Annotated in this window: 23 protein-coding genes and 4 pseudogenes; 14 read left to right on the top strand and 13 right to left on the bottom strand. The window is 65.2% G+C overall.

Annotated features, from left to right (window positions below; translation table 11 throughout):
- The first annotated feature begins 145 nt into the window (after nt 1–145).
- The 7 genes from CCUG20998_RS25080 to CCUG20998_RS25050 all read left to right on the top strand — a co-directional run bounded on the left by CCUG20998_RS25080 (nt 146) and on the right by CCUG20998_RS25050 (nt 7,077).
- Entirely contained in the window at nt 146–1,399 is a 1,254-nt protein-coding gene (locus tag CCUG20998_RS25080; protein WP_038580974.1) for a cytochrome P450, read from the top strand.
- 17 nt (nt 1,400–1,416) lie between these two features.
- Nucleotides 1,417–2,448, top strand: coding sequence for an acyl-CoA dehydrogenase family protein (locus tag CCUG20998_RS25075; protein WP_038580970.1), 1,032 nt, complete (start codon nt 1,417–1,419; stop codon nt 2,446–2,448).
- Nucleotides 2,433–3,596 (top strand): acyl-CoA dehydrogenase FadE29, encoded by a 1,164-nt coding sequence (gene fadE29 / locus CCUG20998_RS25070; protein WP_012396554.1) that lies wholly within the window; start codon nt 2,433–2,435, stop codon nt 3,594–3,596. Before CCUG20998_RS25075 ends, fadE29 begins: the two co-directional genes overlap by 16 nt.
- Nucleotides 3,593–4,543, top strand: coding sequence for a bifunctional MaoC family dehydratase N-terminal/OB-fold nucleic acid binding domain-containing protein (locus tag CCUG20998_RS25065; RefSeq protein ID WP_038580967.1), 951 nt, complete (start codon nt 3,593–3,595; stop codon nt 4,541–4,543). The genes fadE29 and CCUG20998_RS25065 overlap by 4 nt, the downstream gene beginning before the upstream one ends.
- Nucleotides 4,540–4,941 carry a MaoC family dehydratase gene (locus CCUG20998_RS25060; RefSeq protein ID WP_015357391.1) on the top strand — a complete coding sequence of 134 codons (402 nt, stop codon included), beginning with the start codon at nt 4,540–4,542 and terminating at the stop codon, nt 4,939–4,941. The genes CCUG20998_RS25065 and CCUG20998_RS25060 overlap by 4 nt, the downstream gene beginning before the upstream one ends.
- Nucleotides 4,941–6,101, top strand: coding sequence for a lipid-transfer protein (locus CCUG20998_RS25055; protein WP_012396551.1), 1,161 nt, complete (start codon nt 4,941–4,943; stop codon nt 6,099–6,101). Before CCUG20998_RS25060 ends, CCUG20998_RS25055 begins: the two co-directional genes overlap by 1 nt.
- 130 nt (nt 6,102–6,231) lie before the next feature.
- Nucleotides 6,232–7,077 (top strand): DUF559 domain-containing protein, encoded by an 846-nt coding sequence (locus CCUG20998_RS25050; RefSeq protein WP_038580962.1) that lies wholly within the window; start codon nt 6,232–6,234, stop codon nt 7,075–7,077.
- 87 nt (nt 7,078–7,164) lie between these two features.
- On the opposite strand, the gene CCUG20998_RS25045 is transcribed toward CCUG20998_RS25050, so the two are convergent.
- Together CCUG20998_RS25045 and kstD are read right to left on the bottom strand one after the other, a co-directional pair.
- Nucleotides 7,165–8,034: a MaoC family dehydratase gene (locus CCUG20998_RS25045; protein ID WP_103654104.1), complete on the bottom strand. Its 870-nt coding sequence runs from the start codon at nt 8,032–8,034 to the stop codon at nt 7,165–7,167.
- A 1-nt stretch (nt 8,035) separates the two neighbouring features.
- Nucleotides 8,036–9,730 (bottom strand): 3-oxosteroid 1-dehydrogenase, encoded by a 1,695-nt coding sequence (gene kstD / locus CCUG20998_RS25040; protein ID WP_038581799.1) that lies wholly within the window; start codon nt 9,728–9,730, stop codon nt 8,036–8,038.
- Between the two features lie 83 nt (nt 9,731–9,813).
- Here kstD and CCUG20998_RS25035 point away from each other — a divergent pair, with 83 nt between their 5' ends.
- Genes CCUG20998_RS25035 through dmpG form a run of 3 tightly spaced genes read left to right on the top strand, consistent with a single transcriptional unit; the run spans nt 9,814 to nt 12,609 of the window.
- Entirely contained in the window at nt 9,814–10,599 is a 786-nt protein-coding gene (locus CCUG20998_RS25035; protein WP_012396547.1) for a 2-keto-4-pentenoate hydratase, read from the top strand.
- 43 nt (nt 10,600–10,642) lie between these two features.
- Complete coding sequence (locus CCUG20998_RS25030; protein WP_015357385.1) at nt 10,643–11,569, top strand: acetaldehyde dehydrogenase (acetylating); 927 nt, start codon at nt 10,643–10,645, stop codon at nt 11,567–11,569.
- Nucleotides 11,566–12,609 carry a 4-hydroxy-2-oxovalerate aldolase gene (gene dmpG / locus CCUG20998_RS25025; RefSeq protein ID WP_012396545.1) on the top strand — a complete coding sequence of 348 codons (1,044 nt, stop codon included), beginning with the start codon at nt 11,566–11,568 and terminating at the stop codon, nt 12,607–12,609. Before CCUG20998_RS25030 ends, dmpG begins: the two co-directional genes overlap by 4 nt.
- Here the strand turns inward: dmpG and CCUG20998_RS29215 are convergent.
- Both CCUG20998_RS29215 and CCUG20998_RS29210 read right to left on the bottom strand, forming a co-directional pair.
- Nucleotides 12,596–13,798 (bottom strand): annotated as a pseudogene (locus tag CCUG20998_RS29215) (circularly permuted type 2 ATP-grasp protein); the annotation flags it as partial. The gene dmpG and the pseudogene CCUG20998_RS29215 overlap by 14 nt on opposite strands.
- Nucleotides 13,799–14,110: 312 nt before the next feature.
- Nucleotides 14,111–15,205: pseudogene (locus tag CCUG20998_RS29210) on the bottom strand (carboxylate-amine ligase); the annotation flags it as partial.
- Nucleotides 15,206–15,412: 207 nt separating this feature from the next.
- Here CCUG20998_RS29210 and CCUG20998_RS25015 point away from each other — a divergent pair.
- Genes CCUG20998_RS25015 through CCUG20998_RS25005 form a run of 3 tightly spaced genes read left to right on the top strand, consistent with a single transcriptional unit; the run spans nt 15,413 to nt 18,505 of the window.
- Nucleotides 15,413–16,564, top strand: a complete 1,152-nt coding sequence (locus CCUG20998_RS25015; RefSeq protein WP_103654103.1) for a hypothetical protein — start codon at nt 15,413–15,415, stop codon at nt 16,562–16,564.
- 13 nt (nt 16,565–16,577) lie between these two features.
- Nucleotides 16,578–17,360, top strand: a complete 783-nt coding sequence (locus CCUG20998_RS25010; protein WP_012396542.1) for an SDR family oxidoreductase — start codon at nt 16,578–16,580, stop codon at nt 17,358–17,360.
- Complete coding sequence (locus tag CCUG20998_RS25005) at nt 17,360–18,505, top strand: sulfotransferase family protein (RefSeq protein WP_012396541.1); 1,146 nt, start codon at nt 17,360–17,362, stop codon at nt 18,503–18,505. Before CCUG20998_RS25010 ends, CCUG20998_RS25005 begins: the two co-directional genes overlap by 1 nt.
- 3 nt (nt 18,506–18,508) lie before the next feature.
- On the opposite strand, the gene CCUG20998_RS25000 is transcribed toward CCUG20998_RS25005, so the two are convergent.
- Nucleotides 18,509–18,958 (bottom strand): hypothetical protein, encoded by a 450-nt coding sequence (locus tag CCUG20998_RS25000; protein WP_038580952.1) that lies wholly within the window; start codon nt 18,956–18,958, stop codon nt 18,509–18,511.
- Nucleotides 18,959–18,963: 5 nt separating this feature from the next.
- Nucleotides 18,964–20,148, bottom strand: coding sequence for a 3-ketosteroid-9-alpha-monooxygenase, oxygenase component (locus tag CCUG20998_RS24995; RefSeq protein ID WP_103654102.1), 1,185 nt, complete (start codon nt 20,146–20,148; stop codon nt 18,964–18,966).
- A gap of 113 nt (nt 20,149–20,261) precedes the next feature.
- Here CCUG20998_RS24995 and CCUG20998_RS24990 point away from each other — a divergent pair, with 113 nt between their 5' ends.
- Nucleotides 20,262–20,786, top strand: a complete 525-nt coding sequence (locus CCUG20998_RS24990; protein WP_038580950.1) for a gamma carbonic anhydrase family protein — start codon at nt 20,262–20,264, stop codon at nt 20,784–20,786.
- Between the two features lie 1,089 nt (nt 20,787–21,875).
- Here CCUG20998_RS24990 and CCUG20998_RS29395 read toward each other — a convergent pair.
- From CCUG20998_RS29395 to CCUG20998_RS24955, 7 genes and pseudogenes are all read right to left on the bottom strand, one after another.
- A pseudogene (locus CCUG20998_RS29395) lies at nt 21,876–22,094 on the bottom strand (PGRS repeat-containing protein); the annotation flags it as partial.
- Between the two features lie 6 nt (nt 22,095–22,100).
- Nucleotides 22,101–23,028: pseudogene (locus tag CCUG20998_RS24980) on the bottom strand (IS5 family transposase).
- 46 nt (nt 23,029–23,074) lie between these two features.
- Complete coding sequence (locus tag CCUG20998_RS24975) at nt 23,075–23,401, bottom strand: PE family protein (protein ID WP_240642830.1); 327 nt, start codon at nt 23,399–23,401, stop codon at nt 23,075–23,077.
- 103 nt (nt 23,402–23,504) lie between these two features.
- Complete coding sequence (locus CCUG20998_RS24970; protein WP_012396536.1) at nt 23,505–24,443, bottom strand: NHL repeat-containing protein; 939 nt, start codon at nt 24,441–24,443, stop codon at nt 23,505–23,507.
- A gap of 206 nt (nt 24,444–24,649) precedes the next feature.
- The gene (locus CCUG20998_RS24965) at nt 24,650–25,594 is read right to left on the bottom strand and encodes an NHL repeat-containing protein (protein ID WP_050674638.1); all 945 of its coding nucleotides are present in this window, start codon (nt 25,592–25,594) and stop codon (nt 24,650–24,652) included.
- A gap of 100 nt (nt 25,595–25,694) precedes the next feature.
- A complete protein-coding gene (locus CCUG20998_RS24960) occupies nt 25,695–26,105 on the bottom strand; it encodes a nuclear transport factor 2 family protein (RefSeq protein WP_012396534.1) in 411 nt (136 codons plus the stop codon).
- Nucleotides 26,102–26,983, bottom strand: a complete 882-nt coding sequence (locus tag CCUG20998_RS24955) for a TIGR03619 family F420-dependent LLM class oxidoreductase (RefSeq protein ID WP_103654139.1) — start codon at nt 26,981–26,983, stop codon at nt 26,102–26,104. Before CCUG20998_RS24955 ends, CCUG20998_RS24960 begins: the two co-directional genes overlap by 4 nt.
- Nucleotides 26,984–26,985 lie beyond the last annotated feature (2 nt).

The raw sequence follows: 26,985 nt of genomic DNA, 5'->3' as shown, positions 1-26,985 counted from the left end.
TACTCTGACAAGCGACGATGGTTCGCTGCCTTTTGTCAGCGGTGAAGCCATGTTTTACTGGCAATAGAGCATCACTAGGACAACTAGTGTCCTGGGATCGCCAGACACGCCCCGCAAGAGGGATTCGTCACTAAGGAGAACTAGCGTGCCTTGCCCCAACCTTCCGCCTGGGTTCGACTTCACCGACCCCGACATTTATGCCGAGCGGTTGCCGGTCGAAGAGTTTGCCGAGCTGCGATCCGCTGAGCCCATCTGGTGGGACGAACAACTTCCTGGCCAGGGTGGCGGTTTCCACGACGGCGGCTTCTGGGCGATTACCAAGCTCAAGGACGTCAAGGAAGTGTCTCGGCGCAGCGATGTGTTCTCGAGCTACGAAAACGGGGTGATCCCCAGGTTCAAGAACGACATCGCGCGTGAGGACATCGACGTCCAGCGCTTCGTCATGCTGAACATGGATGCGCCGCACCACACCCGGCTGCGCAAGATCATCTCGCGTGGTTTCACCCCCCGGGCGATCGGACGTCTGCACGACGAGCTCAACGACCGCGCCCAGAACATCGCGAAGGCGGCGGCGGCCGCGGGGTCGGGCGACTTTGTCGAGCAGGTGTCGTGTGAGCTGCCCCTGCAGGCGATCGCGGGCTTGCTCGGCATTCCACAGGAAGATCGCGGCAAGCTGTTCGACTGGTCCAACGAAATGACCGGCACCGAGGACCCCGAGTTCGCGCATATCGACGCGAAGGCCTCCTCGGTGGAGTTGATCGGCTACGCGATGAAGATGGCCGAAGAAAAGGCCAAGAACCCCGGCGACGACATCGTGACTCAGCTGATCCAGGCCGACATCGACGGTGAAAAGCTCTCCGACGATGAGTTCGGGTTCTTCGTGGTGATGCTGGCCGTTGCCGGCAACGAGACCACCCGCAACTCGATTACCCAGGGGATGATGGCGTTCGCCGACAACCCCGAGCAGTGGGAGCTCTACAAGCGGGAGCGTCCGGAGACCGCGGCCGACGAGATCGTGCGATGGGCGACTCCGGTGACCTCGTTCCAGCGCACCGCGCTGGAGGACTACGAGCTCAGTGGCGTGCAGATCAAGAAGGGCCAGCGGGTGCTGATGTTCTACCGTTCGGCCAACTTCGATGAAGAGGTGTTCGAAGACCCGTTCAGCTTCAACATCCTGCGCAACCCGAACCCACACGTCGGATTCGGCGGTACGGGTGCGCACTACTGCATCGGCGCTAACTTGGCTCGGATGACCATCAACCTGATCTTCAACGCCGTCGCCGATCACATGCCGGACCTGAAGCCGATCTCGGCGCCGGAGCGGCTACGGTCGGGCTGGCTCAACGGAATCAAGCATTGGCAGGTTGACTACACCGGCAAGTGCCCGGTTTCACATTGACGGAGTTGATACCAACGATGGACTTCGAGCCCACCGCAGAACAACAAGCCGTGGCCGACGTCGTTACGTCGGTGCTGGCGCGTGACCTGACCTGGACTGCGCTGGTCGACGGGGGTGTGACGGCGCTTGCCGTGCCCGAACGCCTCGGTGGCGATGGGGTAGGCCTGCTGGAGGTCTCCACGGTGCTCGCCGAGGTGGGACGCCACGGCGCCGTCACGCCCGCGCTGGCAACCCTGGGCCTGGGCGTGGTGCCGCTGCTCGACCTGGCTTCCGAGGCTCAGCAGGATCGGTTCCTGGCCGGTGTCGCCAAGGGCGCGGTGTTGAGCGCCGCGCTCAACGAGCCCGGGGTCGCGTTACCCGACCGGCCCGCGACCAGGTTCGCCAATGGGCGGTTGTCCGGGACCAAACTCGGCGTCGCCTACGCCGGGCAGGCCGACTGGCTGATCGTGACCGCTGACGGTGCGGTCGTGGTGGTATCACCGAAAGCCGATGGGGTGCAGCTGGTCCAGACGCCGACATCGAACGGATCCGTCGAATACACGGTGTCGTTTCATGACGTGGTGGTATCCGAATCCGACGTCCTGGCCGGCGCTACCGCGCCCAGGGTCAATCAGTTGGCGTTGGCGATGCTGGGCGCCTACGCCGACGGGCTGGTGGCGGGAGCGCTGCGCCTGACCGCTGACTATGTGGCCAACCGCAAGCAGTTCGGCAAGCCGTTATCGACATTCCAGACGGTTGCCGCGCAGCTTGCTGAGGTATACATCGCTTCGCGCACCATCGATTTGGCGGCGAAATCGGTGACCTGGCGACTGGCCGCAGGGCGGGAAAACGATCCGCAGACCGGCGATGACCTCGATGTCCTCGGGTACTGGGTGACCTCGCAGGCGCCGCCGGTCATGCAGATCTGCCACCACTTGCATGGCGGGATGGGGATGGACGTCACCTATCCGATGCACCGGTACTACTCCACGATCAAAGACCTGTCCCGGCTCCTGGGCGGGCCCGCTCATCGTCTAGACCTGGTGGGAGCGCAATGTTCATCGACCTGACCCCCGAACAGCGTCAGCTGCAAGCCGAACTACGACAATACTTTTCCAACCTGATCTCCTCCGATGAGATGAAGGCGATGGAGAAGGACCGGCACAACGCGGCCTACCGCGCGGTGATCCGCCGAATGGGCAAAGACGGCAAGCTCGGAGTCGGGTGGCCAAAAGAATTTGGTGGCCTTGGGTTTGGTCCCATCGAGCAACAGATCTTCGTCAACGAAGCCCACCGGGCCGACGTGCCGCTGCCCGCGGTGACGCTGCAGACGGTGGGACCCACCCTGCAGGCATACGGCAGCGACGCGCAGAAAAAGAAATTCCTGCCGGCCATCCTGGCGGGTGAGGTGCACTTCGCGATCGGCTACACCGAGCCGGAAGCCGGCACCGACCTGGCATCCCTGCGAACCACGGCGGTACGTCAGGGTGACGAGTACATCGTCAACGGCCAGAAGATCTTCACCACCGGCGCCCACGATGCCGACTACATCTGGCTCGCCTGCCGCACCGATCCGGAAGCGGTGAAACACAAAGGCATCTCGATTCTGATCGTCGACACCAAGGATCCCGGCTACTCGTGGACACCGATCATCCTGTCCGACGGCGCACACCACACCAACGCCACGTACTACAACGACGTGCGCGTGCCGGCAGACATGTTGGTCGGCGAACCCAACGGCGGCTGGCGCCTGATCACCACGCAACTCAACAACGAGCGGGTGATGCTGGGCCCGGCCGGCCGATTCGCCAGCATCTATGACAGGGTGCGGGCCTGGGCGGCCAAACCGGGTGGGGACGGTGTCACGCCGATCGACCACGACGACGTCAGGCGGGCTCTCGGTGAGATCCACGCGACCTGGCGGATCAACGAGCTGCTCAATTGGCAGGTGGCCGCCGCGGGTGAGAACATCAACGTCGCTGATGCTGCGGCAACGAAAGTGTTTGGCACCGAGCGTGTTCAGCGAGTTGGCCGGCTCGCCGAAGAAATCGTCGGCAAGTACGGCAACCCTGCCGAGTCTGATACGGCCGAGCTGCTCGAGTGGCTGGACGCGCAGACCAAACGCAATCTGGTCATCACCTTCGGTGGAGGGGTTAACGAAGTCATGCGGGAGATGATCGCGGCCGCCGGCCTCAAAGTGCCCCGGGTGCCGCGATGAGCGACATTCACGAGATCGTCGCGCAGGTCAAGGCGGCGGGGCCCAGTAAACCGCGGGCGGGCCGGGATCCGGTGAACCAGCCGATGATCAACAACTGGGTCGAGGCCATCGGCGACCAAAACCCCATATATGCCGATGATGCCGCTGCCCGCGCGGTCGGGCACCCGGGAATTGTGGCGCCGCCGGCGATGATCCAGGTGTGGACGATGATGGGACTCGGCGGAGTTCGCGCCGACGATGATCCATTGCCGCCGATCATCAAGCTGTTCGACGACGCCGGCTACATCGGGGTGGTCGCCACCAATTGTGAGCAGACCTACCACCGCTATCTGCAACCTGGCGAGTTGGTCAGCATCAGCGCCGAATTGGGTGACGTAGTCGGCCCCAAACAGACCGCGCTGGGTGAGGGCTGGTTCATCAACCAGCACATCATCTGGCAGGTTGGTGACGAAGACGTCGCTGAAATGAACTGGCGCATTCTCAAATTCAAGCCCCGCACCGAGTCGGCGCCGACCAACGTTCCCGACGATCTGGACCCCGATGCGATGATGCGTCCGTCGTCGTCGCGTGACACCGCGTTCTTCTGGGACGGGGTGAAAGCCCACGAGCTGCGGATCCAACGGCGTCCGGACGGCAGCCTGCAGCATCCGCCGGTGCCGGCGGTATGGCAGGACAAGGCCGAGCCCATCGACTATGTGGTGTCCACCGGAACGGGCACGGTGTTCAGTTTCGTGGTGCATCACGCTCCGAAGGTCCCTGGCCGCACACTGCCTTTCGTGATCGCTTTGGTTGAGCTCGACGAGGGCGTGCGCATGTTGGGCGAGCTGCGCAACGTCGAGCCCGAGCAGGTCGAGATCGGAATGCCGGTTCGCACCGTCTACATCGATTTCCCCGCCGGTGCCAGTGGACCGGAATGGACCCTCTACGCATGGGAGCCTGACGCATGAGCGCCCCAACAATGGATGTCGGTACTAAGCTGCCGGAGCTCAAACTCCACGGCGATCCCACCTTCATCGTCTCGACGGCCCTGGCGACCAGGGACTTTCAGGATGTGCATCACGATCGTGACAAGGCGCAGGCAAAGGGATCGAAGGACATCTTCGTCAACATCCTCACCGACACCGGCTTGGTGCAGCGCTATGTGACCGACTGGGCGGGCCCCTCGGCGTTGATCAAGTCGATCGGACTGCGGTTGGGGGTGCCGTGGTACGCCTACGACACGGTGACCTTCTCCGGCGAGGTGACCGCGATCGAGGACGGCCTGATAACGGTAAAGGTTGTGGGTAGCAACAGCCTTGGCAACCATGTGATCGCGACAGTGACGTTGACGGTCGGGGGTGCCTGATGCTCTCGGGCAAGGCCGCCATCGTTGGTATCGGCGCCACGGACTTTTCCAAGAACTCTGGTCGTAGTGAGCTGAGGCTGGCGGCCGAGGCGGTACGGGATGCTCTCGACGATGCCGGGCTGAGTCCGGCCGATGTCGACGGGCTGACCACCTTCACCATGGACACGAACACCGAAATCGCGGTGGCACGCGCGGCCGGGATCGGCGAGCTGAAGTTCTTCTCCAAGATCCACTATGGCGGCGGCGCGGCGTGCGCGACCGTGCAGCATGCGGCGATGGCGGTGGCCACCGGGATAGCCGACGTTGTGGTGGCGTACCGGGCTTTCAACGAACGATCCGGCATGCGTTTCGGCCAGGTGCAGACGCGGTTGACGGAGAACGCCGACTCGACGGGTGTGGACAATTCCTTCTCCTATCCACACGGTCTTTCGACGCCGGCCGCGCAGGTCGCGATGATCGCCAAGCGCTACATGCACCTGTCCGGCGCCAGCAGCCGCGATTTCGGGGCGGTGTCGGTGGCCGACCGTAAGCACGCTGCCAAGAACCCAAAGGCGTACTTCTACCAGAAGCCGATAACCATTGACGATCACCAGAATTCGCGGTGGATCGCCGAGCCGCTGCGGCTGCTGGACTGTTGTCAGGAGACTGACGGCGCAGTGGCGATCGTGGTGACATCGGCCGAGCGCGCGCGGGATCTCCAGCAGCGTCCGGCGATCATCGAGGCGGCGTCACAGGGTTCCAGCCCGGACCAGTACACGATGGTCAGCTATTACCGCCCGGAGCTGGACGGTTTGCCGGAGATGGGTTTGGTGGGCCAGCAGCTGTGGCAGCAGTCGGGGCTCAAGCCGACCGATATCCAGACCGCGGTGCTCTACGACCACTTCACCCCCTTCACTCTGATTCAGTTGGAGGAGTTGGGATTCTGCGGCAAAGGCGAAGCCAAGGACTTCATCGCCGACGGTGCGATCGAGCTAGGCGGGCGGCTACCGATCAATACGCACGGTGGCCAGTTGGGTGAGGCGTATATCCACGGCATGAACGGCATCGCCGAGGGCGTGCGGCAGTTGCGGGGCACCTCGGTGAACCCGGTGCCCGACGTCGAACATGTGCTGGTTACCGCGGGTACGGGCGTCCCCACGTCCGGCCTGATCCTGGGTTAGTTCGCCATCGCAGGCCGCCCAGCGTCACGCTAGCGTGGCTGGGGCTGTCGAACGTCACTCTAGAGTGACGCTGTGGATGGTTGGGGTGCGCTGAGGTGACGGCTGTGGCCGTCCGTGCAACGCTGCCGCCATGGCAGTGCCGTTTCTGGGAAGTGAAGCCGTCGCCAGCGGTGAGGTCCGCAAGAGCGCGCTGCGAACGCGGTACCACAGGCTGTTTCCGGACGTCTATATCCGCTGCGACGCCGAGCTGAGTCCCCAGGCCCGGGCCAGGGCGGGCTGGCTGTGGTCACGACGCCGGGGCATTGTCGCCGGACTGGCGGCCTCCGCGCTGCACGGAGCCAGATGGGTCGATCCCGATGCGCCGCTGGACATTCTGCACGTCAACCGAAACCCGAGGCCGGGCATTCGAGCCCGCGGCGACCGGATCGCCACTGACGAAGTCATGCAGATCGGCGGCATACCCGTGACAACGCCGGCCCGCACCGCGCTGGACCTGGGCTGCTGGTACCCGACGGGCGAAGCTGTGGCCGCAATCGATTCCCTGATGCGCGCCGCCGATGTGGGACGGGCCCAGATCGAGACGCTCCTGCACCGCTATCCGACCCGGCGGTGGATCCGCCGGGCGCGCAGGTCGGTCGAGCGGGCGGATCCTGGAGCTCAGTCGCCCAAAGAGACCTGGCTGCGACTGTTGCTGCTCGACGATGGTCTTCCTCGACCGCAAACTCAGATCCGCGTCGCCGACGAATGGGGTGAACTTGTCGCCTATCTCGACATGGGATGGGAAGAGCTGATGGTCGCCGTTGAGTACGACGGTGAACAGCACCGCAACGACCGGCGGCAATATAGCTGGGACATAAGGCGAAAGGAGATCCTCGAGCGACTCGGATGGACGGTCATCCGAGTGCTTGCGGGCGATCGGCCCACGGACATCCTGCGGCGGGTCCGGGCCGCCCTGGTGCGCCGAGCGTCACGCTAGCGTGGCCCTGGCATGCGACCGCCACGCCAGCGTGACACTCGGGCGTTGCGAACTGGGCGGGCGCGAGACCGCGAGACCGCTTGACGGCTAGACCGGGACCAGCTCCACTCCGCTGAGCACCACAGCGTTGTCGCGCCCGGGCGCGACAACGCTGGCCAGGAAGCGTTCGTTGTCCTTCCAGACGTTGACGGTGAGCGTCTCGCCGGGGAAGGCCACACCCGCAAAGCGGGCACCGTAGCCGGCGACCGCGGTCGCGTCCGCGTCGAGCAGTGCGTCGGTGATCGCCTTGCAGGTCATGCCGTAGGTGCACAGCCCATGCAGAATGGGCTTGGGAAAGCCCGCGGCCGCGGCGAATTCGGGATCCGAATGCAACGGGTTGCGATCGCCGCAGAGTCGGTACAGCAGGGCCTGCTGCGGCAGGATCGGCATCGCGAGCTCCAGATCGGGCGCCCGTTGTGGTGCCGCATCAGCGGCCCCGCCACCGGAAGGCCCACGTTCGCCACCGAATCCCCCTTCGCCGCGGGCATAGATCGATCGCCGTTGCGTCCATAGTGGCGCACCGTCGAGTGTGGTCACGGTCGTCTCGCTCCAGATGACCGCGGCCTTACCCTTGTCCCAGATATCGGTGAACCGGGTGATGGCCCGCGCGGAGCCCGCCGGTGGCAGTGGCGCGGGCACTTGCACCCGCTCGCTGGCATGTAGCACCTTGCTCAGCTCGATATCGATGCCGGGAAATTGGACAGTTGGCGCCTTGGTGGCGTGGAAGGTTGCCGCCACATTGCCGAAGGTCGGCAATACCTGCGGTGTGTCATCAACCAGATAACGCAGTTCCCGGGGGTCCATCGGATCCGCCCCAGCGCCCAGGCCCAGGTGATAGAGCTGCACATCACTGCTGGCCCAAGAGAACTCGATCGGGTCAAGCTCAGCACCCAGCGCGACGGCTACGTCGATCGGCATCTCAACGGTCTCCCGCAATGTGTAGCGCGGCCAGGTAGCCGAATGTCATCGCCGGCCCGATGGTGCCGCCCGGTCCGGGATAGGTATGCCCCATCACCGGCGCGCTGACGTTGCCGGCGGCGTAAAGGCCGTCGATGATGCTGCCGTCGTCGCGCAGCGCGCGTCCGCTGACATCGGTGCGGATACCACCCTTGGTGCCCAGGTCGCCGGGCACCATCTTGGCGGCGTAGTACGGGGCGTGGTTGATCTCGCCCAGGTTCGGATTGGGCTTGTTGGTCGGGTCGCCGTAGTACCGGTCGTAGGCGCTCTCGCCACGGTGGTAGTCCTCGTCGACCCCGGAGCGCGCAAAGCCGTTGAAACGCGACACGGTCGAGGTGAGCTCATCGACCGGAAGTCCCGCCTTGGCGGCCAGCTCTTCAAGTGTGTCGGCCATGACGATCACCCCGGAATCCAGCCACTTGCGTGGAATACGTTGTCCGGGTTGCAGTCCCGCGAAGATGTAGCGGTCGCGGTAACGCTGATCGAATACCAGCCAGGCGGGAATGTTCTCACCGGGTCCCGGGCCTTGACCGTACTGGCCGCCGTACATGTGGTGGCAGGCCTCCACATAGGGCATCGACTCATTCATGAATCGCTGTCCTGACATGTTGACGATGATCGAGCCCGGAGAATTGCGTTCAGACAGCGCGAACCACGGCCTGCCGACCAGCGGCACCGTTGGCCCCCACCAGGCGTCTTCCATCAGGTCCAGTGCGGCGCCCAGCTTTTCGGCGGCGACGATGCCATCGCCGGTATTGGCCTTGGCGCCCACGGTCCAGTCTGTGGTGATCGGCGCACGCTGGTACTTCACCCGCATCTGCTCGTTGTGGTCAAAGCCGCCGCAAGCCAGGATGACCCCCTTGCGGGCCCGAATCAGTTGCGGCTCCTCCGATTCCTGCGCGTCTGTACTGCGGACGTAGATCCCGCGCACCACGCCGTCTTCGAGGTAGAGGTCGGTGAGTGCGGTGTTCAGCTGCACCGGAACGCCTTTGCGCTGCAGCCCGATGCGCAGCGGCCCGATCAGCGCCCGTCCCATGCCGACCAGGTTCTTGCCGGTTGCCTTGGCCCACATCGTGCGGGCGCCCACCTTCATGCTGCGCAGCACCCCCCGGGGGTGACGCTTGAGCTGGTTGAGGCGCACGTAGTCCTGTTGCATCACAACCACATTGAGTGGAATCTTGCCGTATGCCGGCTCTAGCTCGGCCATGTCGGCGCCCAGCTTGCGGGCATCGAAGGGCTTCGGCTCGATGGAGCGGCCGCCGGAGCGTCCGCCCGGTGCTTCGGGGTAGTAGTCGGAATAGCCGGGCACCCAGCACATTTTCAATGGCGTGTGCTCGAGCACAAAGGACAACATCTCGGGCCCACGCTCGAGATAGGTGTCGATGCGCTCCGGTTCGACCCCGCTGACCGATGAGTCGCCGATGATGCCGTGCAGATAGGTGCGTGCCGCCTCGGTCGTGTCCGAGACGCGGGCGCGTTTGAGGATCTGGTTGTTGGGAATCCATACCCCGCCGCCCGAGCGTGCGGTCGAGCCACCGTAGTGCGCGGCCTTCTCGATGACTACTGTCGAGAGGCCCTTGTGTGCGGCGGCAAGGGCAGCCACCATGCCGGCGCCGCCGCTTCCGACCACGACGACGTCGTAGTCCTGTGATGTCATGTAGAACACGTTATAGAATTGCCAGGGTCGGGCGCTACTGGCCCGGTCATCACGATGCCAGAAAGACGAGGGGACTTCGGGAGATGCTGGCTGATTCGACCCGGGACAAGATTGCCGCCGACTTGGCGCAAGCCGAACGGAGCCGTCAGCCGATAACCCCGTTGACGCCGTCCTACCCGGATATCGACGTGGTCGACGCCTACCAGATCCAGCTGATCAACATTCGTCGGCGGGTCGCCGAAGGAGGCCGAGTGGTGGGCCACAAGGTCGGCCTGTCCTCGCCGGTGATGCAGCAGATGATGGGTGTCGACGAGCCTGACTACGGGCACCTGCTCGACAACATGCGGGTGTTCGAGGACGCCCCGGTGCGGACGGCGAACTACCTGTATCCCCGGGTGGAGGTCGAGGTCGGCTTCATCCTGGCCGCCGACCTGCCGGGCGCCGACTGCACCGAGGACGACGTGTTGGCGGCCACCGAGGCCCTGGTTCCCTCGATCGAGTTGATCGACACCAGGATCAAGGATTGGCAGATCAAGATCTGCGACACCATCGCTGACAACGCATCGGCCGCGGGCTTCGTGCTGGGTGCGGCGCGGGTGTCCCCGGCGGAGGTGGACGTGAAGGCGATCGACGCGGTCCTGACTCGCAACGGCGAGCTGGCCGCCGAGGGGCGCAGCGACGCGGTGCTGGGCAACCCGGCCACCGCGGTGGCGTGGTTGGCCCGCAAGGTCGAGGGGTTTGGCGTGCGGTTACGCAAGGGCGACATCGTGCTGCCGGGGTCGTGCACGTTCGCCGTCGACGCGAACGCCGGTGACGAGTTCGTTGCCGATTTCACGGGCCTGGGTTCGGTTCGCTTGTCGTTCCAATAGTGCCGAACTAGTTTCGAACATCGAGAGCGGTAAAAGGAGCAACATGCCGTCGAAGGCAAGTGTGGCCATTGTTGGGTCCGGAAATATCAGCACCGACCTGCTCTACAAACTGCTGCGATCCGACTGGCTGGAACCGCGCTGGATGGTGGGGATCGACCCGCAGAGTGAGGGTTTGGCGCGGGCCCGCAAGTTGGGTCTGGAGACCACCCACGAGGGCGTGGATTGGTTGTTGGCCCAGTCGGACAAGCCCGATCTGGTGTTCGAGGCGACCAGTGCCTATGTGCACAAGGCGGCGGCGCCGAAGTATGCGGCCGCCGGAATCCGGGCGATTGACTTGACGCCGGCGGCGGTGGGTCCCGCGGTGGTTCCGCCGGCCAACCTGCGCGAGCACCTGGATGCCCCCAACGTCAACATGATCACCTGCGGGGGACAGGCGACCATTCCGATCGTGTACGCGGTGTCGCGAGCGGTTGCCGATCTGGGCGGGGTTCCCTACGCCGAGATCGTGGCGTCGGTGGCCTCGGTCTCGGCAGGGCCCGGGACCCGGGCCAACATCGACGAGTTCACCAAGACCACCAGCAAAGGTGTCGAGACGATCGGCGGCGCCCGGCGCGGTAAGGCGATCATCATTTTGAACCCGGCCGATCCGCCGATGATCATGCGGGACACGATCTTTTGCGCCATCCCCGAAGACGCCGACCGCGACGCGATCGCGGCCTCGATTCATGAGGTCGTGGCCCAGGTGCAGACCTATGTGCCCGGGTACCGGTTGCTCAACGAGCCGCAGTTCGACGAGCCGTCGATCAACTCCGGTGGCCAGGCGGTGGTGACCACGTTCGTCGAGGTCGAAGGCGCTGGCGATTATCTGCCGCCCTACGCGGGCAATCTGGACATCATGACCGCGGCGGCGACCAAGGTCGGCGAGGAGATCGCCAAGGAGACGCTGGCCGTGTCAGGAGGAAAGCGATGACCGGGATCTGGGATGTGCGCATCACCGACACGTCGTTGCGCGACGGGTCGCACCACAAACGCCACCAGTTCATTAAGGAGGAGGTCGGCGCCATCGTGGCGGCCCTGGATGCCGCCGGGGTGCCGGTGATCGAGGTGACCCACGGCGACGGGCTGGGCGGGTCGAGCTTCAACTACGGCTTCTCCAAAACGCCCGAGCAGGAACTGATCAAGCTGGCCGCCCAGACGGCCAAGGAAGCCAAGATCGCGTTTTTGATGCTGCCCGGGGTCGGCACCAAAGAAGACATCAAAGAAGCGCAAGACAACGGTGGATCCATCTGCCGGATTGCCACCCACTGCACCGAGGCCGACGTCTCGATCCAGCATTTCGGGCTGGCCCGCGAGCTGGGCCTGGAAACCGTCGGGTTCTTGATGATGGCCCACACGATTGCGCCCGAGAAACTGGCCGCCCAGGCCCGCATCATGGCCGACGCCGGCTGCCAGTGCGTCTATGTCGTCGACTCCGCCGGCGCCCTGGTGCTCGACGGCGTCGCCGACCGGGTTGCCGCGCTGGTCGCCGAACTCGGCGAGGACGCCCAGGTGGGCTTTCACGGGCATGAGAACCTCGGCCTGGGGGTGGCCAACTCGGTAGAGGCGGTGCGTGCCGGTGCCAAGCAGATCGACGGCAGCGTGCGCCGGTTCGGCGCGGGCGCGGGCAATGCGCCGGTCGAAGCCCTGATCGGGGTGTTCGACAAGATCGGCGTCAAGACCGGTATCGACTTCTTCGACATCGCCGACGCCGCCGAAGACGTGGTGCGCCCGGCCATGCCCGCCGAATGCCTGCTCGACCGCAATGCGCTGATCATGGGCTACTCCGGGGTGTATTCCAGCTTCCTCAAGCACGCCGTTCGCCAATCCGAGCGCTACGGTGTTCCCGCGCATCAGCTGTTGCACCGGGCCGGTCAGCGCAAGCTCATCGGTGGCCAGGAAGATCAGCTCATCGACATCGCACTGGAAATCAAGCGCGAGCAGGAAAGCGGCCAGGTCGCTAGCCGTCGGTGAAAATCCAGGTGTCCTTGCTGCCGGCGCCCGACGACGAGTTCGCTATCCGCGACCCTCGGCTGGCCACTCGGGTCAGGGCGGCGGGCAGGACTTTCGCCGTCACCGGGCCGCGGGGTGCCTGTCGTAGGTGGACGAACGCGCGCAGGTCGACGTGGTGCGGGTAGAGCCCATCGTCATCGAAGGTTGGGTGCGTTGAGAGTGCCACCAGCTGCTGGGCGACGAACCGCTCCGGTTGGATGAGCAGCTCGCGCCGGCGCGCCTCGATCGCGGCGTCGGTGGCCTCCGGGCCGATCAGCACGCCGCTGCCGCTGAGCCCGTCGGTCGGCTTGACCACCAGCTCGCCCAGATGACCCAGCACGTAATCGCGCTGCTCGCGTTCGGCACAGACCCACGTCGGCACCTGCGCCAGCGCCGGCTTCTCCCCGAGGTAGTACTCGATCATGGCGGGGACGAACGCGTAGACCGCCTTGTCCTCGGCGACGCCGTTACCCAGCGCGTTGACGATGGTGAGGTTGCCGGCGTCCAGCGCCTCGAGCAGTCCGGACCGCAGCGGCGCGCCATCGTGGCCGGTCGATGAAAGCAGCATGTCCTCGTACATCCGCGAATAGATGACGTCGACCGGAGAACCGCCGGAACCGCCGTGGCGGAACACCCTGCGATCGCGCACCGACAGGTCCGATGGCGCGACCAGTGCAACGCCCATCTCCTCGGCGAGGAATCCGTGTTCGAACCAGCCCGGGTCGTCGCGGCCGGCCGACAACAGGGTGACCGTCGGCTGATCGGGAGCGTGCGGTGGGGCCGCCGCCCGCAGCGTCTCCAGCAGCAGGTGCGCGACCCGGTCCAGATCGGCGACCCCGCCCGGCGGTGGCAGCTCGGGCAGGTACTTGCCAAGCAGCCGGCGGTTGACGATCGCGTACGCCACACCGGACGGGATGCGCAGGTTGTCTTCCAGCACCATCCAGTTACCCGCGCGGTCGCACACCAGGTCGATGCCGCTGATGTGCGCACGCACGCCGTCGCCGGCCAGTCGGCCGGTCGAACGGAAACCGGGCGAGCGGTCGAGAACCTGCGCGCTGAGCACGCCGTCCGCCAGGATCGCCTGCTCGGAGTAGACGTCTCGCAGGAAGGCGTCCAGCGCCCTGGCTCGTTGCGCGAGGCCCTGGGACAGCTGCGCCCACTCGTCGGCGGTCACGATTCGCGGCACCAGATCAAGCGGGTTCACCTGCACACGGCTGTGCCCGGCGGCCCGGAACGTGACGTTGCCGGCACGGCGTTCCTGCTCGATGTCGCGGTCGCGGGCGCGCAACACATCGACGCCGAGGCCCTCGATCGTCTTCAGTGCCGTCTTGTAGTTCGGGCGTGCCCGCCCGTCGGCATCGACGGCTTCGTCGTAGCTGGCGAACATGTCGTCGGCGGGTTTGCCGGCCTCGCCGGTGGGCTGATATGCCGCGAGCAGGCCACCATCGTGCGATATCGCCGCGGTCGTGGGCTTGACGCGCCCAGCGGTCTCGGCGATGAGCTGATCTACGACGTCGGTGAGGCGGCCGCGGCGGCGCAGCGCCCGCCGCTGCCGAGCCGAGGACGTACCGGAGAGCAGGGTCTGGCGGGTCAGTTCGCCGATCATCTCCCAGTCGCCGCTGTCTTCGAGCTGCGGTCGCAGCGAGGACACCAGATCGTTGACCACGTCCCCGGCCGGTCGGCTCGCCGGGACGGGCCCGGTGAGGTCGACGAGGTCGCCCTCGAGCCCCGAGCGGGCAGCACGCCAGAGCGCCGCGCTGCCCACCGTCGAGGGAAACGCCGGCGCGGGGGTGCCGGCGCGGATCGCTTCGGCCTCCCGCGCGACGGCGGCCCGGTACAGTCCGGCGACCAGCACGATGGTGTCCACCGACGGGCAGCTGTCGCACACTCGCAGTTCTAGCGTGGGCGCGTGGCTGGACGGCCGGAGATCGAAGTAGATCATGCCGTAGTCGGTGATCACCTGGCTGGCGATCAATGCCTTGACCAGCGCGTCGTACTCGGTTGCCGACTGCACCGGGGCGGCCAGGCCGGTCGTCGGCCATCGTCGCCATACCAGCGTGCGCATGCTGGCATAGCCGGTGTCCGACCCGTCGGCCCAGAACGGCGAGCTGGCCGACAGGGCCAGCAGCGTCGGCAGACAGGGGAGCAGGCGGTTGGCGATGGCGATCGCTTCGTCGCGGTCATCGATGCCGACGTGCACATGGGTGGCGCAGATCAGCTGTTCGCGGGCGAGTAGCTGGTAGTCGGCGAGCATATGCAGGTAGCGGGGAGTCTGGGTGATCTGAAGCTCGGCGGGTACCGACAGTGGCACGGCGCCGGCGGCCACCACGCCCACGCCGATTTCGTCGGCCGCGTCCACCAACAACCGCCGGTGCCGAAGCAGGTCGGCGCGCAGCGCGTCCAGGCTGTCGACGATGCCGCTGTTGGTCTCGACGACGCAGCTTTGAAGTTCGGCGACGTAGTCCTCCGGAAGCTTCGCGAGCAGGTCCGGGGCGCGTGTCGTCAGGCGCCTGGACCTCAGGTCGACAAGGTGAAACTCCTCCTCGACGCCCATCGTTCGCGGCGGGTCGCGGCGCATGCAGCCACGGTACGCAGCGGTCAATTGCGGGTGTGTTAAACAAAGCTTCCGATGTTGTTGCCGCCAGGCGCGACGCGCTGGGGGCGGCGATCGAGCCCGAAAATCGATGGTCGGTGAGGTGAGCTGGCTTCGTTGGTGGGCAGCGCCGCTACGCCGCAAAATGTTCGCCATTGACTCAAAATAGGAACACGTTCTAGCGTCGAAGTCGTGTCCTCCCATCCCGTCTCGCAACCTGTCTCGCAACCGCTGACCGAGGCGATTGCCGAAGCCGAGAAGTTGGTCACGGCGGCACCACACATCGAAACCGAAGCCGACCTGCTCGAAGGACTGCAATATCTGGCCGGCTGCATCGCTGGCTGCCTGCATTTGGCCTTCGACTACGAGCGTGATCACCCCTTCCTGCAGTCGGGTACCGGTCCGTTCACCAAGATGGGCCTCGATAACCCCGACACCCTCTACTTCGGCACGCGGGTGCATGCCGACCGTGACTACGTCGTCATCGGCAACCGGGGCACCACCACCGACCTGAGTTTCCAGCTGCTCGGGGGTGAGTACACCGACAACAACGTGCCGGTCAGTCAGGCCGCTTTCGACGACCGTGAACTCGAAATCGCGTCGGACGGCAGCTTTCAATGGCGGCTCCGGCCGACCAGCAACGGGCAACTGGTGATCCGGGAGGTCTATGCGGACTGGTCCGCGCAGCGCGGCACGCTAGCCATTTCCAGGCTGGATACCGCCGGCACCGCGCCGCCCCCGCTGACCCGGGAGACCATGCAAAAGCGCTACACCGTCGCGGGAAAGCAGCTGGTGGACCGGGTGAAGACGTGGTTGCAGTTTCCGCAGTGGTTTTATCTCAACATCCCGGTCAACACCATGGTGGCGCCCCGGTTGACCCCTGGGGGGCTGGCCACGCAGTATTCCTCGGCCGGACACTTCGACCTTCGCCCCGACCAGGCGCTGGTGATCACGGTGCCGGTGAGTGACGCCCCCTATCTGGGCTTTCAGCTCGGCAGCATGTGGTACATCTCGTTGGACTACATCAACCATCAGACCTCCCTGAACAACTCTCAAGCCCAGGCGGATCCGGACGGCAAGGTTCGCATTGTGGTGGCCGACCGCAATCCCGGCGTAACCAACTGGGTGGAAACCCTCGGTCACCGGCGCGGGTTCCTGCAGTTCCGTTGGCAGCGGGTGTCGCGGCAGCTCACTGACGCTGACGGGCCGAGTGTGGAGTTGGTGGACTTCGACGCGGTCGGATCCGTGCTGCCGTATCTGGAGCACAACAAGATTTCCGAAGAAGACTGGCGCGCGCGAATTGCGCTGCGCCAAAAACAAATTGCAGCCAGGATGCTGGGTTGAATAGGAAACGGTGATGCCAGGTTTACTTGACGGAAAGACCCTTGTCATCAGCGGAGTGGGGCCGGGACTGGGGACCACCCTGGCGCATCGGTGCGCGGCCGAGGGGGCCGACCTCGTGCTGGCCGCCCGCAGTGGCGATCGCCTCGATGAACTTGCCAAGCAGATCATCGACAAGGGGCGACAAGCCATCGCGGTTCGCGCCGACATCACCGACGACGATCAGGTGAGCAACCTGGTCGATGCCACGCTCGAGGCATACGGGAAGATCGACGTGCTGGTCAACAACGCGTTTCGGGTGCCATCGATGAAACCGTTGGCCGAGACCACATTTCAACATATTCGGGATGCGATCGAGCTGAGCGCGCTGGGGGCGCTGCGCGTCATTGCGGGCTTCACCCGGGCGCTGGCCGAAACCAATGGTTCGATCGTCAACGTCAACTCGATGGTGCTACGGCACTCGCAGCCCAAGTTCGGCGCCTACAAGATGGCCAAGTCGACATTGCTGGCGATGTCACACTCGCTGGCAGCGGAACTCGGTGTGAAGGGCATTCGGGTAAATTCCGTTGCGCCGGGCTACATCTGGGGTGACACGCTGCAGGGCTACTTCGAGCACCAGGCCGGCAAGTACGGAACCACGGTGGAGCAGATCTACCAAGCCACGGCCGCGCAGAGTGATCTCAAGCGACTCCCGACCGAGGACGAGGTGGCGTCGGCGATCCTGTTCATGGCCAGCGACCTGTCCAGCGGCATCACCGGGCAGACCCTGGACGTCAACTGCGGGGAGTACCACACCTGATGGCCGATCGCACCGATGTCGGAACCGTCGACGAGCTGCATGCATCGGCTACCAAACTGGTCGGGCTGGACGATTTTGGCAGTGACCAGGACAACTATCGCGAAGCGCTGGAGGTGCTGCTGGACTCCTATCGGCGCGAGGCCGGACTCACCGTGCTGGGCAGCAAGATGAACCGATTCTTCCTGCGCGGCGCCCTGGTTGCCCGGCTGCTGTCCGAAGCCGCATGGAAGCAGTACCCGCAATACGCCGAAGTGCCGATCCAGCGGCCCATCTTCGTGACCGGCCTGGTGCGGACCGGCACCACGGCGTTGCACCGACTGCTTGGTGCCGACCCGGCCCACCAGGGTCTACACATGTGGCTGGCCGAGTTCCCGCAGCCGCGCCCGCCCCGCGAGACATGGGAGACAAACCCGTTCTACCGCCAGCTCGACGCCCAGTTCACCCAGCACCACAAGGACAATCCCGGCTATACCGGCCTGCACTTCATGGCCGCCTACGAGCTGGAGGAGTGCTGGCAGCTACTGCGGCAGTCGTTGCATTCGGTGTCGTATGAGACCCTCGCCCACCTGCCCAGCTATGCGCAGTGGCTGGCAAAGCAAGACTGGACACCGTCGTATCAACGGCACCGGAAAAACCTTCAGCTCATCGGGCTCAACGATGCCGAAAAACGCTGGGTGCTAAAGAATCCCAGTCATCTGTTCGCATTGGATGCGTTGATGGCCAGCTATCCCGACGCGCTGGTGATACAGACCCACCGCCCGGTCGAGACGATCATGGCCTCGATGTGCTCGTTGGCCCAGCACACTTCCGAAGGCTGGTCGACGAACTTCGTCGGCGCCCAGATCGGTGCCGACGCAATGGAGACCTGGTCGCGCGGCCTGCAGCGGTTCGATTCCGCCCGAACCAATTACGACCCAGCGCAGTTCTACGACGTCGACTATCGGGATCTGATTGCCGACCCGATGGGGACGGTGGCCGACATCTATCGGCACTTTGGCCTGACACTGACCGATGAGGCTCGAGCGGCGATGGCAAAGATCCACGCCGAGAGTCAGACCGGTGAGCGCGCGCCCAAGCATAGGTACTCGCTGGCCGACTACGGCCTGACCGCCGAAGCTGTCAAGGAGCGGTTCGCCGGGTTCTGACGATTAGTCTGGATCATGTTGCACCAGCACGCCTTCGGCGATGGCGTGCTGGATGCTGTCGGTCATCTTGGGGCAGGCCTTGGTGCGCGCGGTATCCCCGCCGGATCGCCGGACTTCGGCGAAATGAGCGCACCGCTGTGCTGCCTCGGTGTTCCACTGCACCGCGGTATGGCCCGGACCGAGTTGCTTGACGGTGACGGTAACGTGGCAGAATCGGCAATCCACTGGCTGCAATCCGGCCGTGAGATAGCGTTCGCGATCGGCGAGACTGGCTTGGCGAACCGCCGCGCCGCGCTGCGGGTCGTTGGTGAAATCCCTTGACTTCGACCAGGGCTGACGCCCATGGTGCTGTTCGGAGGATTCCTGGTGATCATGATGGTCACCGAGGAGCAGCAGCATCGACCTGGCGAGTTGATCGACGTCGGGGACCTCTTGATCGTCCGGTGCTGCCATGGCCGTCAGTGTTGCTCGGCGGGCGCGTCGTCGGGCACCGATTCGGCCTGCTGCTCCTGGAGCTTCTTTGTCTCCAGATTCTGTTGGACCTCGGCCCGCCAGAACTCGTTGGCGCGGGTGGTGTCGACTTCCATCTCGAAGCGTTCCACCATCTCCGGGGTGACGTCGGCGGCATCCACGTAGAACTGCTCATACCAGCGTCGCATCTGATAAACGGCGCCGTCTTCTTCGACCAGCAGGGGATTGTCGATGCGGGTCTTGTGCTTCCAGATCTCGACGTCCTGCAAGAAGCCCTTGCTGACACCTTCGGTAAACACCCGCGACAGCTTGTCGGTCATCTTTTCGTCCATGCCCTTGGGCTTTTCGACGATGACACCCCACTGCAGCACGAATGAGTCCTGGGTCACCGGGTAGTGGCAGTTGATCAGAATCGACTCGGACTTGTACCCGCCGTAGCTGTTGTGCAGCCAGTTGATCATGAACGACGGCCCGAAATACGACGCTTCCGAATCCAAGTGCGCTTCACCGTAAGCGGTTCCGAGATCGTCAACATCGGGGCGCCCGACGTTGTGCAGATACTGCGATGCGATGTGGCCTTCGAAGACGTTCTTGAAGTAGGTCGGCAGCCCGAAGTGGATGTAGAAGAAGTGCGCCATGTCGGTGACGTTGTCGATGATGTCGCGGCAGTTGGAGCCCTCGATGAGAATCCGGTTCCACCGCCACTGGGTCCAGTCATCGCTCGCGGCCTCGGGAATCTCGGGGATGCGGACCGCGGGGTCGGGTGGGTTGCCTTCGTGGTCGTGCCAGACGAAGAGCAGCCCACCACGGACATCCGTCGTCCACGACCGGGTGCGCGCCATCCGGGGCGTGCGCTTGGCGTAGGGCACCAACTTGCAGCGGCCGTCACCGCCCCAGCGCCAATCGTGGAACGGGCAGGCCACCTCGTCGCCCTTGATGGTGCCCTCCGACAGGTCACCACCCATGTGCCGGCAATAGCTGTCGAGGATCTTCAGGTCCCCGTGGGAGTCGGTGAACACCACCAGCTTGGTGCCGAACGCCTCCACTCCATGGGGCTTACCGTCCATGAAGTCCTTGGCAACGCCCAGGCAATGCCAGCCGCGCGCATACCTGTTCGGCAAGATGCCGGCGTCGATCTCCCGGACGCCGACGGCAGTTGTGTCGGTACTCACCCGTAACCTCCAGATCGCTGTCTCTAACTAGAACACGTTACAGTTTTGGGGTGGGGGAGTGCAACGACGGCGAGTCTGGCCACGGCATATGCATGTTGCGGTATATGTAAACGATGCCGCTATTTTCGTTTGAGGGTCGCTCCCCGCGCGTTGATCCCACCGCGTTCGTAGCGCCAACCGCGACGCTGATCGGCGACGTCACCGTCGAGGCGGGGGCGTCGGTGTGGTTCAACGCCGTGCTACGAGGCGACTACGCGCCCGTCGTGATACGGGAGGGCGCCAATGTGCAAGACGGGTCCGTGTTGCATGCACCGCCAGGCATCCCGGTCGACATCGGCCCGGGCGCAACGGTGGCGCACCTGTGCGTGATTCATGGCGTCCACGTCGGGGCTGAGGCGCTAATCGCCAACCACGCAACGGTTCTCGACGGTGCCGTGATCGGCGCGCGCTGTCTGGTCGCCGCGCATTCGTTGGTGGTGGGCGGCACTCAGATTCCGGAGGGGATGCTGGTCAGCGGGGCACCGGCCAAGGTGAAAGGACCGATTGCCGGAACCGGCGCGGAGATGTGGGTCAATGTCAATCCGCAGGCCTATCGCGACCTGGCGGCGCGACACATGGCCGGGCTGGAGCCGCTCTAACCCCGGTTAGTTCAGCCCCGGTGTTCCGTTGAGGCCGGCCAACAGGCCACCGGCCCCGGCCGCGCGGGCGTTGCCGTTATCCGGTTGGCCCGACCCGCCATTGCCACCGTTGCCACCGTTGCCGATCAACTGTGCGTTACCTCCGGCCCCGCCGGTGCCGCCGGTGCTCCCAGGCTGCAGGGCCTGCCCACCGGCGCCGCCAGAACCACCGGAGCCGATCAGCCCGGCCTTGCCGCCATTGCCGCCGTCCCCGCCGGCATTGCCGGACAGCGCGGTAATCCCGCCGCCACCGCCGGCACCGCCGTCGCCGACAAGTGCACCGCCGGCACCGCCGTTGCCGCCGGCACCGCCAATCAGGTCACCGAACCCGCCGACACCGCCCGCGCCACCGGCGCCGACCAGCCAGGCAGCGCCGCCGACGCCACCGGTCCCGGCGATGTTGACCGAGTCTCCGCCGGTCCCGCCGGCGCCACCGTCACCGAACACGCCAGACTGGCCGCCGGCCCCACCCATCCCGCCACCGGTCCCGAGCGAATTCCCGCCGGTGCCGCCCACCCCACCATTACCGGCGAACAACGCGCCGGCGCCACCGGCGCCGCCGGCACCGCCAGATCCGGCGTTGGCGTTTATCGCACTTCCGCCGTGGCCGCCGGCCCCGCCGGCACCGAAGAACAAGCCCGCGGCACCGCCGGCCCCGCCCGCGCCGCCGACCCCGTCGACCCCGGCGTCGTTGTCCAGTAGATTCCCGCCGATTCCACCGACCCCGCCGTCGCCGAACAGCCATCCGCCGCCGCCACCGACGCCGCCGTCACCGCCCGCCCCTCCGCCCGCCAGGGAGAGCCCGCCGGCGCCGCCCGCGCCGCCAGTGCCGAACAGTCCGGCATGGCCGCCGTCCCCGCCGGTGCCGGCAACCAGCTGGGCGACGCCACCGGCCCCGCCGGACCCGCCGGTGCCGAACAGCATGCCGCCGAGGCCACCGGCCCCGCCTGCCCCACCGTTGGCCGTCAATGAGCCTCCGGCCGCGGTGCCGCCGGCGCCACCCGCGCCGCCAGCGCCTCCTGTTCCGAAAAGTCCTGCGGCACCGCCGATCCCGCCAGCGCCGCCGGTTCCGGAGTTCGCGCTACCACCGGCGCCGCCGGCTCCGGCGGTGCCCCAGAGCAGCCCCGCCGCACCGCCGTTTCCGCCCACCGAGCCGGCCGCGCCGGACCCGCCGCTGCCGCCATTGCCGATCAATATCCCACCGTCGCCACCGTTTGCGCCCGTGCGCGGCGCGCCGTTAGCGCCGTTGCCGATGAGCGGGCGCCCCAATAGCGTCTAGGGCGTGTCTCCCAGTTCAGCGGCTCCCACACGGGCATGGATGACTGCGCATGCCAGTAGGACACCGCCGAGGTAGGTCAGGGCGTATTTGTCGTACCGGGTCGCGACGCCGCGCCACTGCTTGAGCCGGTTGAAGCCTCGCTCGACGGTGTTGCGAAGCCCGTAGAGGGCGGGGTCGAACGCGGGCGGGCGGCCACCGGTTGATCCTTTGGCTTTGCGTTGCGCGATCTGGTCTTTGCGTTCAGGAATTGTGTGTTTGATTCTTCTGGAACGCAATTCGGTACGCGTGCTCGGATGCGAATACGCCTTGTCGGCGAGCAATCGGAAGTCGGGACCGGACGGGTCTTGCTCCGTGCAGGCCGCGGCGTAGTCGTCGAGCAGCGGCACCAATTGGGGGTTGTCGCCGGCCTGTCCGGCGGTCAACCGGACCGCCACCGGGGCTTCGCGCTGATCGGTCAGGGCGTGAATCTTGGTGGTGAGCCCGCCGCGGGAGCGGCCGATCGCGTGATCGTCGGGCTCATCGGCAGATTTCTTGTAATTCGACAGAGCCCCCTGTGGCCAGCGTGTCCGAGCGTGCCCCCGCGCAATGCTGATGCGCCCGCACGTTCGTCGAATCCACCGACAGCAGCTTCTCGATGTCCTCAACCATCGCGGCGTCGACCCCGAATACCGCCGCGACCTGGGCGAACATCGCGTCGTAGGTGCCATCCAACGACCACCGGTGATGCCGCTTCCACACCGTCTGCCATGGTCCGAAATCGGTTGGCAGGTCCCGCCATGGGCTACCCGTGCGGAATCGCCACGCGATCCCTTCCAGTATCAGGCGATGGTCAGCGAACCTGTTGCCCCGCTTGCCCTTATCTGACGGCATCAACGATTCAACTGCCGCCCACAACTCGTCAGAAATCACACCCATTCGCGTCACCGGCCAATCGTCGCTGGTAAACGCCTTCCAGTTCGGGAGACACGCCCTAGGCGGGTGCGTTCACCGTGTTCAGCAGGTCGTGGGCGAGTGAGGCGTTGGTGGCCTCGGCGCTGGCATAGGACGTCGCGGCCGCGCGCAGGTTGCCCACGAACTCGTCGTGAAACCTCGCGGCCGCGATGCCGAGCGTTTGATACGTCTGGCCGTAACAGGCGAACAATGTCGCAACTGCCGCCGAGATCTCGTCACCGGCCGCGGGCGCAAGCTGGGTGGTGGCGAATTCCGCCAGTCTGTTGGCTTCGCGGATCAGTGACCCGATGGTCAGCGCCTTGTCGCTCGTCGTTGCCAGGATCGCCGGGCTGACAACGACCGCCATGATTTACCTCCTGCGCCTGCAACGAGTATCACAGATGCGGTTGGTACAGGACGCCAATTCGCGCGGTGCGTGGCTAATGGGCTCTGTAGGCCAATCGAATTCGTCAGCGAGCGTGGCGGCTGTTGGACTGCGCAGGCAGTTTCAGCACCCGGTCGCGATAGTCGATGACATAGACCGACCCCTGACTATCGACTGCCACGTCGGTCGGGGAAAAGAGATCCTTGAAAGGCAGCACGGACTGTTCGTGTGTGGCGGCATCCATCCGCACCACCCGGTTGTTGTTCAGGTCGGCCACATAGACGTTGCCGCTCAGGTCCACGGTCACCCCAGCGGGGAAGTTGAGGCCGGTGAACGGGAGGTCCACCGGCTGTGTCGCGCCTGCGGCCAGCGCCACCACCCGGTTGTGTCCGCTGTCGGTGACATAGACGGTGTCGGCGTTGTCGGCTGCCACATCGTAGGGACGGTCCAGGCCGGTGAAACCCAGCTCGCTGGGGGTGCTCGAGCCAGCGGGCAGTTTCAGCACGTTGTTGTTGACGTGGTCGACGACGTAGCAGGTGTCCGCGCTGTCAAAGGCCAAGCCGTGTGGGTCGGCAAGGCCCGTGAACGGCAGCTCGATCGGGATTGTGGAGTCGGGCGGAACCTTCAACACCCGGTTGGCAGCTGCGTCTATCACATAGACGGCATTGTGACGGTCCACCGCTACGCCGCCCGGAACTATCTTGGCCGAGATCGGAAACGCCGACGGGGTGTTGGATCCGGCAGGCAGCTTCTGCACCAGCATATTGCCCGAGTCGGCGACGTAGACCGTATCGAAACTGTCCAGGGCGACCCCGTCCGGATCCGCCAGGTGGAAATGCAGCTTGATCTGGGCGGGTTGGTCGGCGGCGGTGGATAGGTCGACCCGTTTGACCGGCGCTTGGCCCGATGGCTTGAAGATCAGGTAGCCGGTGACCGCGAGAATCGCGACGACAACTATCGCGCCACCGGTAATCGCCAGCTTTCGCCACTTGCGTGGCGACGCCCCGAATCCGATACCCGCCATCTGCCGACTCCTTCGCCTCCTCCGGTCATCGCAACGCCAAGACAGTACCCGATCGGCATGCCCGGTGCGATGTGTGAGCTGGGTCGCAGGCGCTAGCTGGTCCAGGCCAGGCGCCGTATCGCGACCTTGCCGCGCGGCATCGGGCGGGGCTGGAACCGATCCGGATCGATGCCGTAGCCAACGGCATTACAGACCAATCGAATTCGTCAGGACTCATGGCGGCTGTTGGACTGTGCGGGCAGTTTCAGCACCCGGTCGTGGTAGTCGATCACATAGACAGAACCGTGGTTGTCCACCGCGACGTCGGTCGGGGAAAAGAGATCGTCGAAAGGTAGGACGGTCTGTTCGTGCGTAGCGGCATCCAGCCGCACCACCCGGTTGTTGTTCAGGTCGGCCACATAGATGTTGCCGTTGAGATCCACCGCTACGCCAGCCGGGAAATTGAGGCCGGTGAAAGGGAGTTCTACCGGCTGTGTCGCACCCGTGGCCAGCGCCAATACCCGGTTGTGGCCGCTGTCGGTGACATAGACGGTACCGACGTTGTTTGCTGCCACATCGTAGGGACGGTCCAGGCCGGTGAAGCCGAGTTCGCTGGGGGTGGTCGAGCCCGCGGGCAGTTTCAGCACGTTGTTGTTGACGTGGTCGACGACGTAGCAGGTGTCGACGCTGTCGAAGGCCAAACCGTGTGGGTCGGCAAGGCCCGTGAACGGGAGTTCGACCGGGGTTGTGGAGCCGGCCGGCACCTTCAATACCCGGTTGGCGGCTCCATCGATCACATAGACGACATCGTGGCGGTCGACCGCAACACCGCCCGGCGTTATCGGCTCGCCGATCCGAACCGTGACCGGTTTGCTGGATCCGGCGGTGAGTTTCTGCACCAGCCTATTGCCCGAGTCGGCGACGTACACCGTGTCGAGACTGTCCACGGCCACCGCAGCGGGGCCGGACGGGTTGAAATGCAGGGTGGTCTGGGTGGGTTGGGCCGCGGCACTGGCGGCCGACCGGTCGAGCTGATCGGAGGGCGTCTTGCCGGATGGTTTGAAGATCAAATAGGCGCTGACCGCGAGAATCGCCACGACTACTACCGCGCCACCGGCCATCGCGGCTCTTGCCCATTTCCGCGGCGACATTCTGAACCCGACACCCGCCATGGGTCGACTCCTTCACCACCTTCGGTGATCGCAACCCCAAGACCGTACCTCAGTCGGCATACCCGGTGCGATGCCTAAATGGGGGCGCTGGCGCGGCCGGCTAAGCCTTTCTGGTGGTCGCGGCGGCCCGGTCCATCTCCCAGTAGGCGCGCAGGGCCACCAATTGTCCCGCGTCGTTGGCCTTGTAGGTGAACACACCTTCCGCCGTGACCTGGTAGTCACCGGTGGTGATCAGGATGTGGCCGACGTTGGCCTCCTCGTTGCCGCACTGGTAAGTGTCGCGGAAGAAAAACTCGATTCTGGTGGTGGGCTCGATCGCCTTGTCCCAAAAGGCTGATATCGCGGCACGGCCCCGGTGACCCTTTCCCTCGGGATCGAAGGCGGACGGGCCGATGGGGTCTTCGACGACCGCGTCGTCGGCGAACACTGCCAGCCAGGCTTGCTTGTCGCGGGCCGTGACCGCTTCCCGGGATCTGCGGCCGGCTTCGTGGGCGGGATGTGTGGAACTCACGCGGCTTGCCACCCGGAGTGGATATACGTATCGGCAAAGCGCTTCATCGAGTCCTGCTTCTTGCCCAGCGGCGCGTCGAATCCCAAGCCGTCAAAGACCCACGGTATGACGATGTTGTCGGTCACCCCGGCCTCGGCGAGCTCGCGGTGGCCCTGCACTCCGAACTTGTCGATGCACACCGCCTGAAACTCGAATGGTTGCTCGGCTCGCCCATATTCGGCGCGCAGTTGGTTGAGCTTTCCGATGGTTTCGGCCAGCTGCTCACCGGTCATCATCGCGCTGGTCCAGCCGTCGCCGATGCGGGCTGCGCGACGCAGCGCCACGTCGGTATGCCCACCGACGAAAAACGGCACCGGCTCACTGGGGGCCGGGCTCATTTGCAGGCGATCGAAATCGTAGAACTGGCCATGGAACTCGACCATGCCGCCACCGAGCACCAGCTTGATCACGTCGATCATCTCGTCGACTCGCGCGCCGCGGCGCCGGTACGGAACACCGCACCACTCGAACTCTTCCGGCGCCCAGCCGATCCCGACACCGAAGCCGAAGCGGTTGTTGGTCAGGTTGGCCACCGAGCCGACCTGACGGGCCAGCAGCAGCGGATTGCGGGACCCGAGCTTGAGCACATTGGTGTAGAAGCGCAGCTTCGAAGTGGCCGCCCCCATCGCGGCGGCCGCGATCAGGGGATCTACCCACGGTGTGTCCTGGTTCCACATCCGCGAACCGTCGGGGGTGTAGGGATAGTCGGCGGCGGCCTTCTCCATGTAGAACAGGGAATCCGGCAACGCGATCGAGTCGAATCCGACTTCCTCGGCGGTCTTGGCGATGCCGATCAGTTCATCGATCGGGCCCATCGCGATGCTGACGGTGTATTTCATCG

It is taken from the genome of Mycobacterium marinum (assembly GCF_003391395.1).
GTDB lineage: Bacteria > Actinomycetota > Actinomycetes > Mycobacteriales > Mycobacteriaceae > Mycobacterium > Mycobacterium marinum.
The sequence above is the reverse complement of the archived record's forward strand: the minus strand, read 5'-3'. Positions and strand labels throughout refer to the sequence as shown.

Excerpts from the sequence above, each read along its gene's own strand:
- CCUG20998_RS24965 (WP_050674638.1), bottom strand. The coding sequence starts at position 25,594 with ATGGCGGGTGTCGGGTTCAGAATGTCGCCGCGGAAATGGGCAAGAGCC.
- fadE29 (WP_012396554.1), top strand. The coding sequence starts at position 2,433 with ATGTTCATCGACCTGACCCCCGAACAGCGTCAGCTGCAAGCCGAACTA.
- CCUG20998_RS24955 (WP_103654139.1), bottom strand. The coding sequence starts at position 26,983 with ATGAAATACACCGTCAGCATCGCGATGGGCCCGATCGATGAACTGATC.
- kstD (WP_038581799.1), bottom strand. The coding sequence starts at position 9,730 with ATGACATCACAGGACTACGACGTCGTCGTGGTCGGAAGCGGCGGCGCC.
- CCUG20998_RS25005 (WP_012396541.1), top strand. The coding sequence starts at position 17,360 with ATGGCCGATCGCACCGATGTCGGAACCGTCGACGAGCTGCATGCATCG.
- CCUG20998_RS25065 (WP_038580967.1), top strand. The coding sequence starts at position 3,593 with ATGAGCGACATTCACGAGATCGTCGCGCAGGTCAAGGCGGCGGGGCCC.
- CCUG20998_RS25000 (WP_038580952.1), bottom strand. The coding sequence starts at position 18,958 with ATGGCAGCACCGGACGATCAAGAGGTCCCCGACGTCGATCAACTCGCC.
- CCUG20998_RS24975 (WP_240642830.1), bottom strand. The coding sequence starts at position 23,401 with ATGGCGGTCGTTGTCAGCCCGGCGATCCTGGCAACGACGAGCGACAAG.
- CCUG20998_RS24970 (WP_012396536.1), bottom strand. The coding sequence starts at position 24,443 with ATGGCGGGTATCGGATTCGGGGCGTCGCCACGCAAGTGGCGAAAGCTG.
- CCUG20998_RS25030 (WP_015357385.1), top strand. The coding sequence starts at position 10,643 with ATGCCGTCGAAGGCAAGTGTGGCCATTGTTGGGTCCGGAAATATCAGC.
- CCUG20998_RS25060 (WP_015357391.1), top strand. The coding sequence starts at position 4,540 with ATGAGCGCCCCAACAATGGATGTCGGTACTAAGCTGCCGGAGCTCAAA.
- CCUG20998_RS25035 (WP_012396547.1), top strand. The coding sequence starts at position 9,814 with ATGCTGGCTGATTCGACCCGGGACAAGATTGCCGCCGACTTGGCGCAA.
- CCUG20998_RS24990 (WP_038580950.1), top strand. The coding sequence starts at position 20,262 with ATGCCGCTATTTTCGTTTGAGGGTCGCTCCCCGCGCGTTGATCCCACC.
- CCUG20998_RS25050 (WP_038580962.1), top strand. The coding sequence starts at position 6,232 with ATGGCAGTGCCGTTTCTGGGAAGTGAAGCCGTCGCCAGCGGTGAGGTC.
- CCUG20998_RS25010 (WP_012396542.1), top strand. The coding sequence starts at position 16,578 with ATGCCAGGTTTACTTGACGGAAAGACCCTTGTCATCAGCGGAGTGGGG.
- CCUG20998_RS25075 (WP_038580970.1), top strand. The coding sequence starts at position 1,417 with ATGGACTTCGAGCCCACCGCAGAACAACAAGCCGTGGCCGACGTCGTT.
- dmpG (WP_012396545.1), top strand. The coding sequence starts at position 11,566 with ATGACCGGGATCTGGGATGTGCGCATCACCGACACGTCGTTGCGCGAC.
- CCUG20998_RS25045 (WP_103654104.1), bottom strand. The coding sequence starts at position 8,034 with ATGCCGATCGACGTAGCCGTCGCGCTGGGTGCTGAGCTTGACCCGATC.
- CCUG20998_RS25055 (WP_012396551.1), top strand. The coding sequence starts at position 4,941 with ATGCTCTCGGGCAAGGCCGCCATCGTTGGTATCGGCGCCACGGACTTT.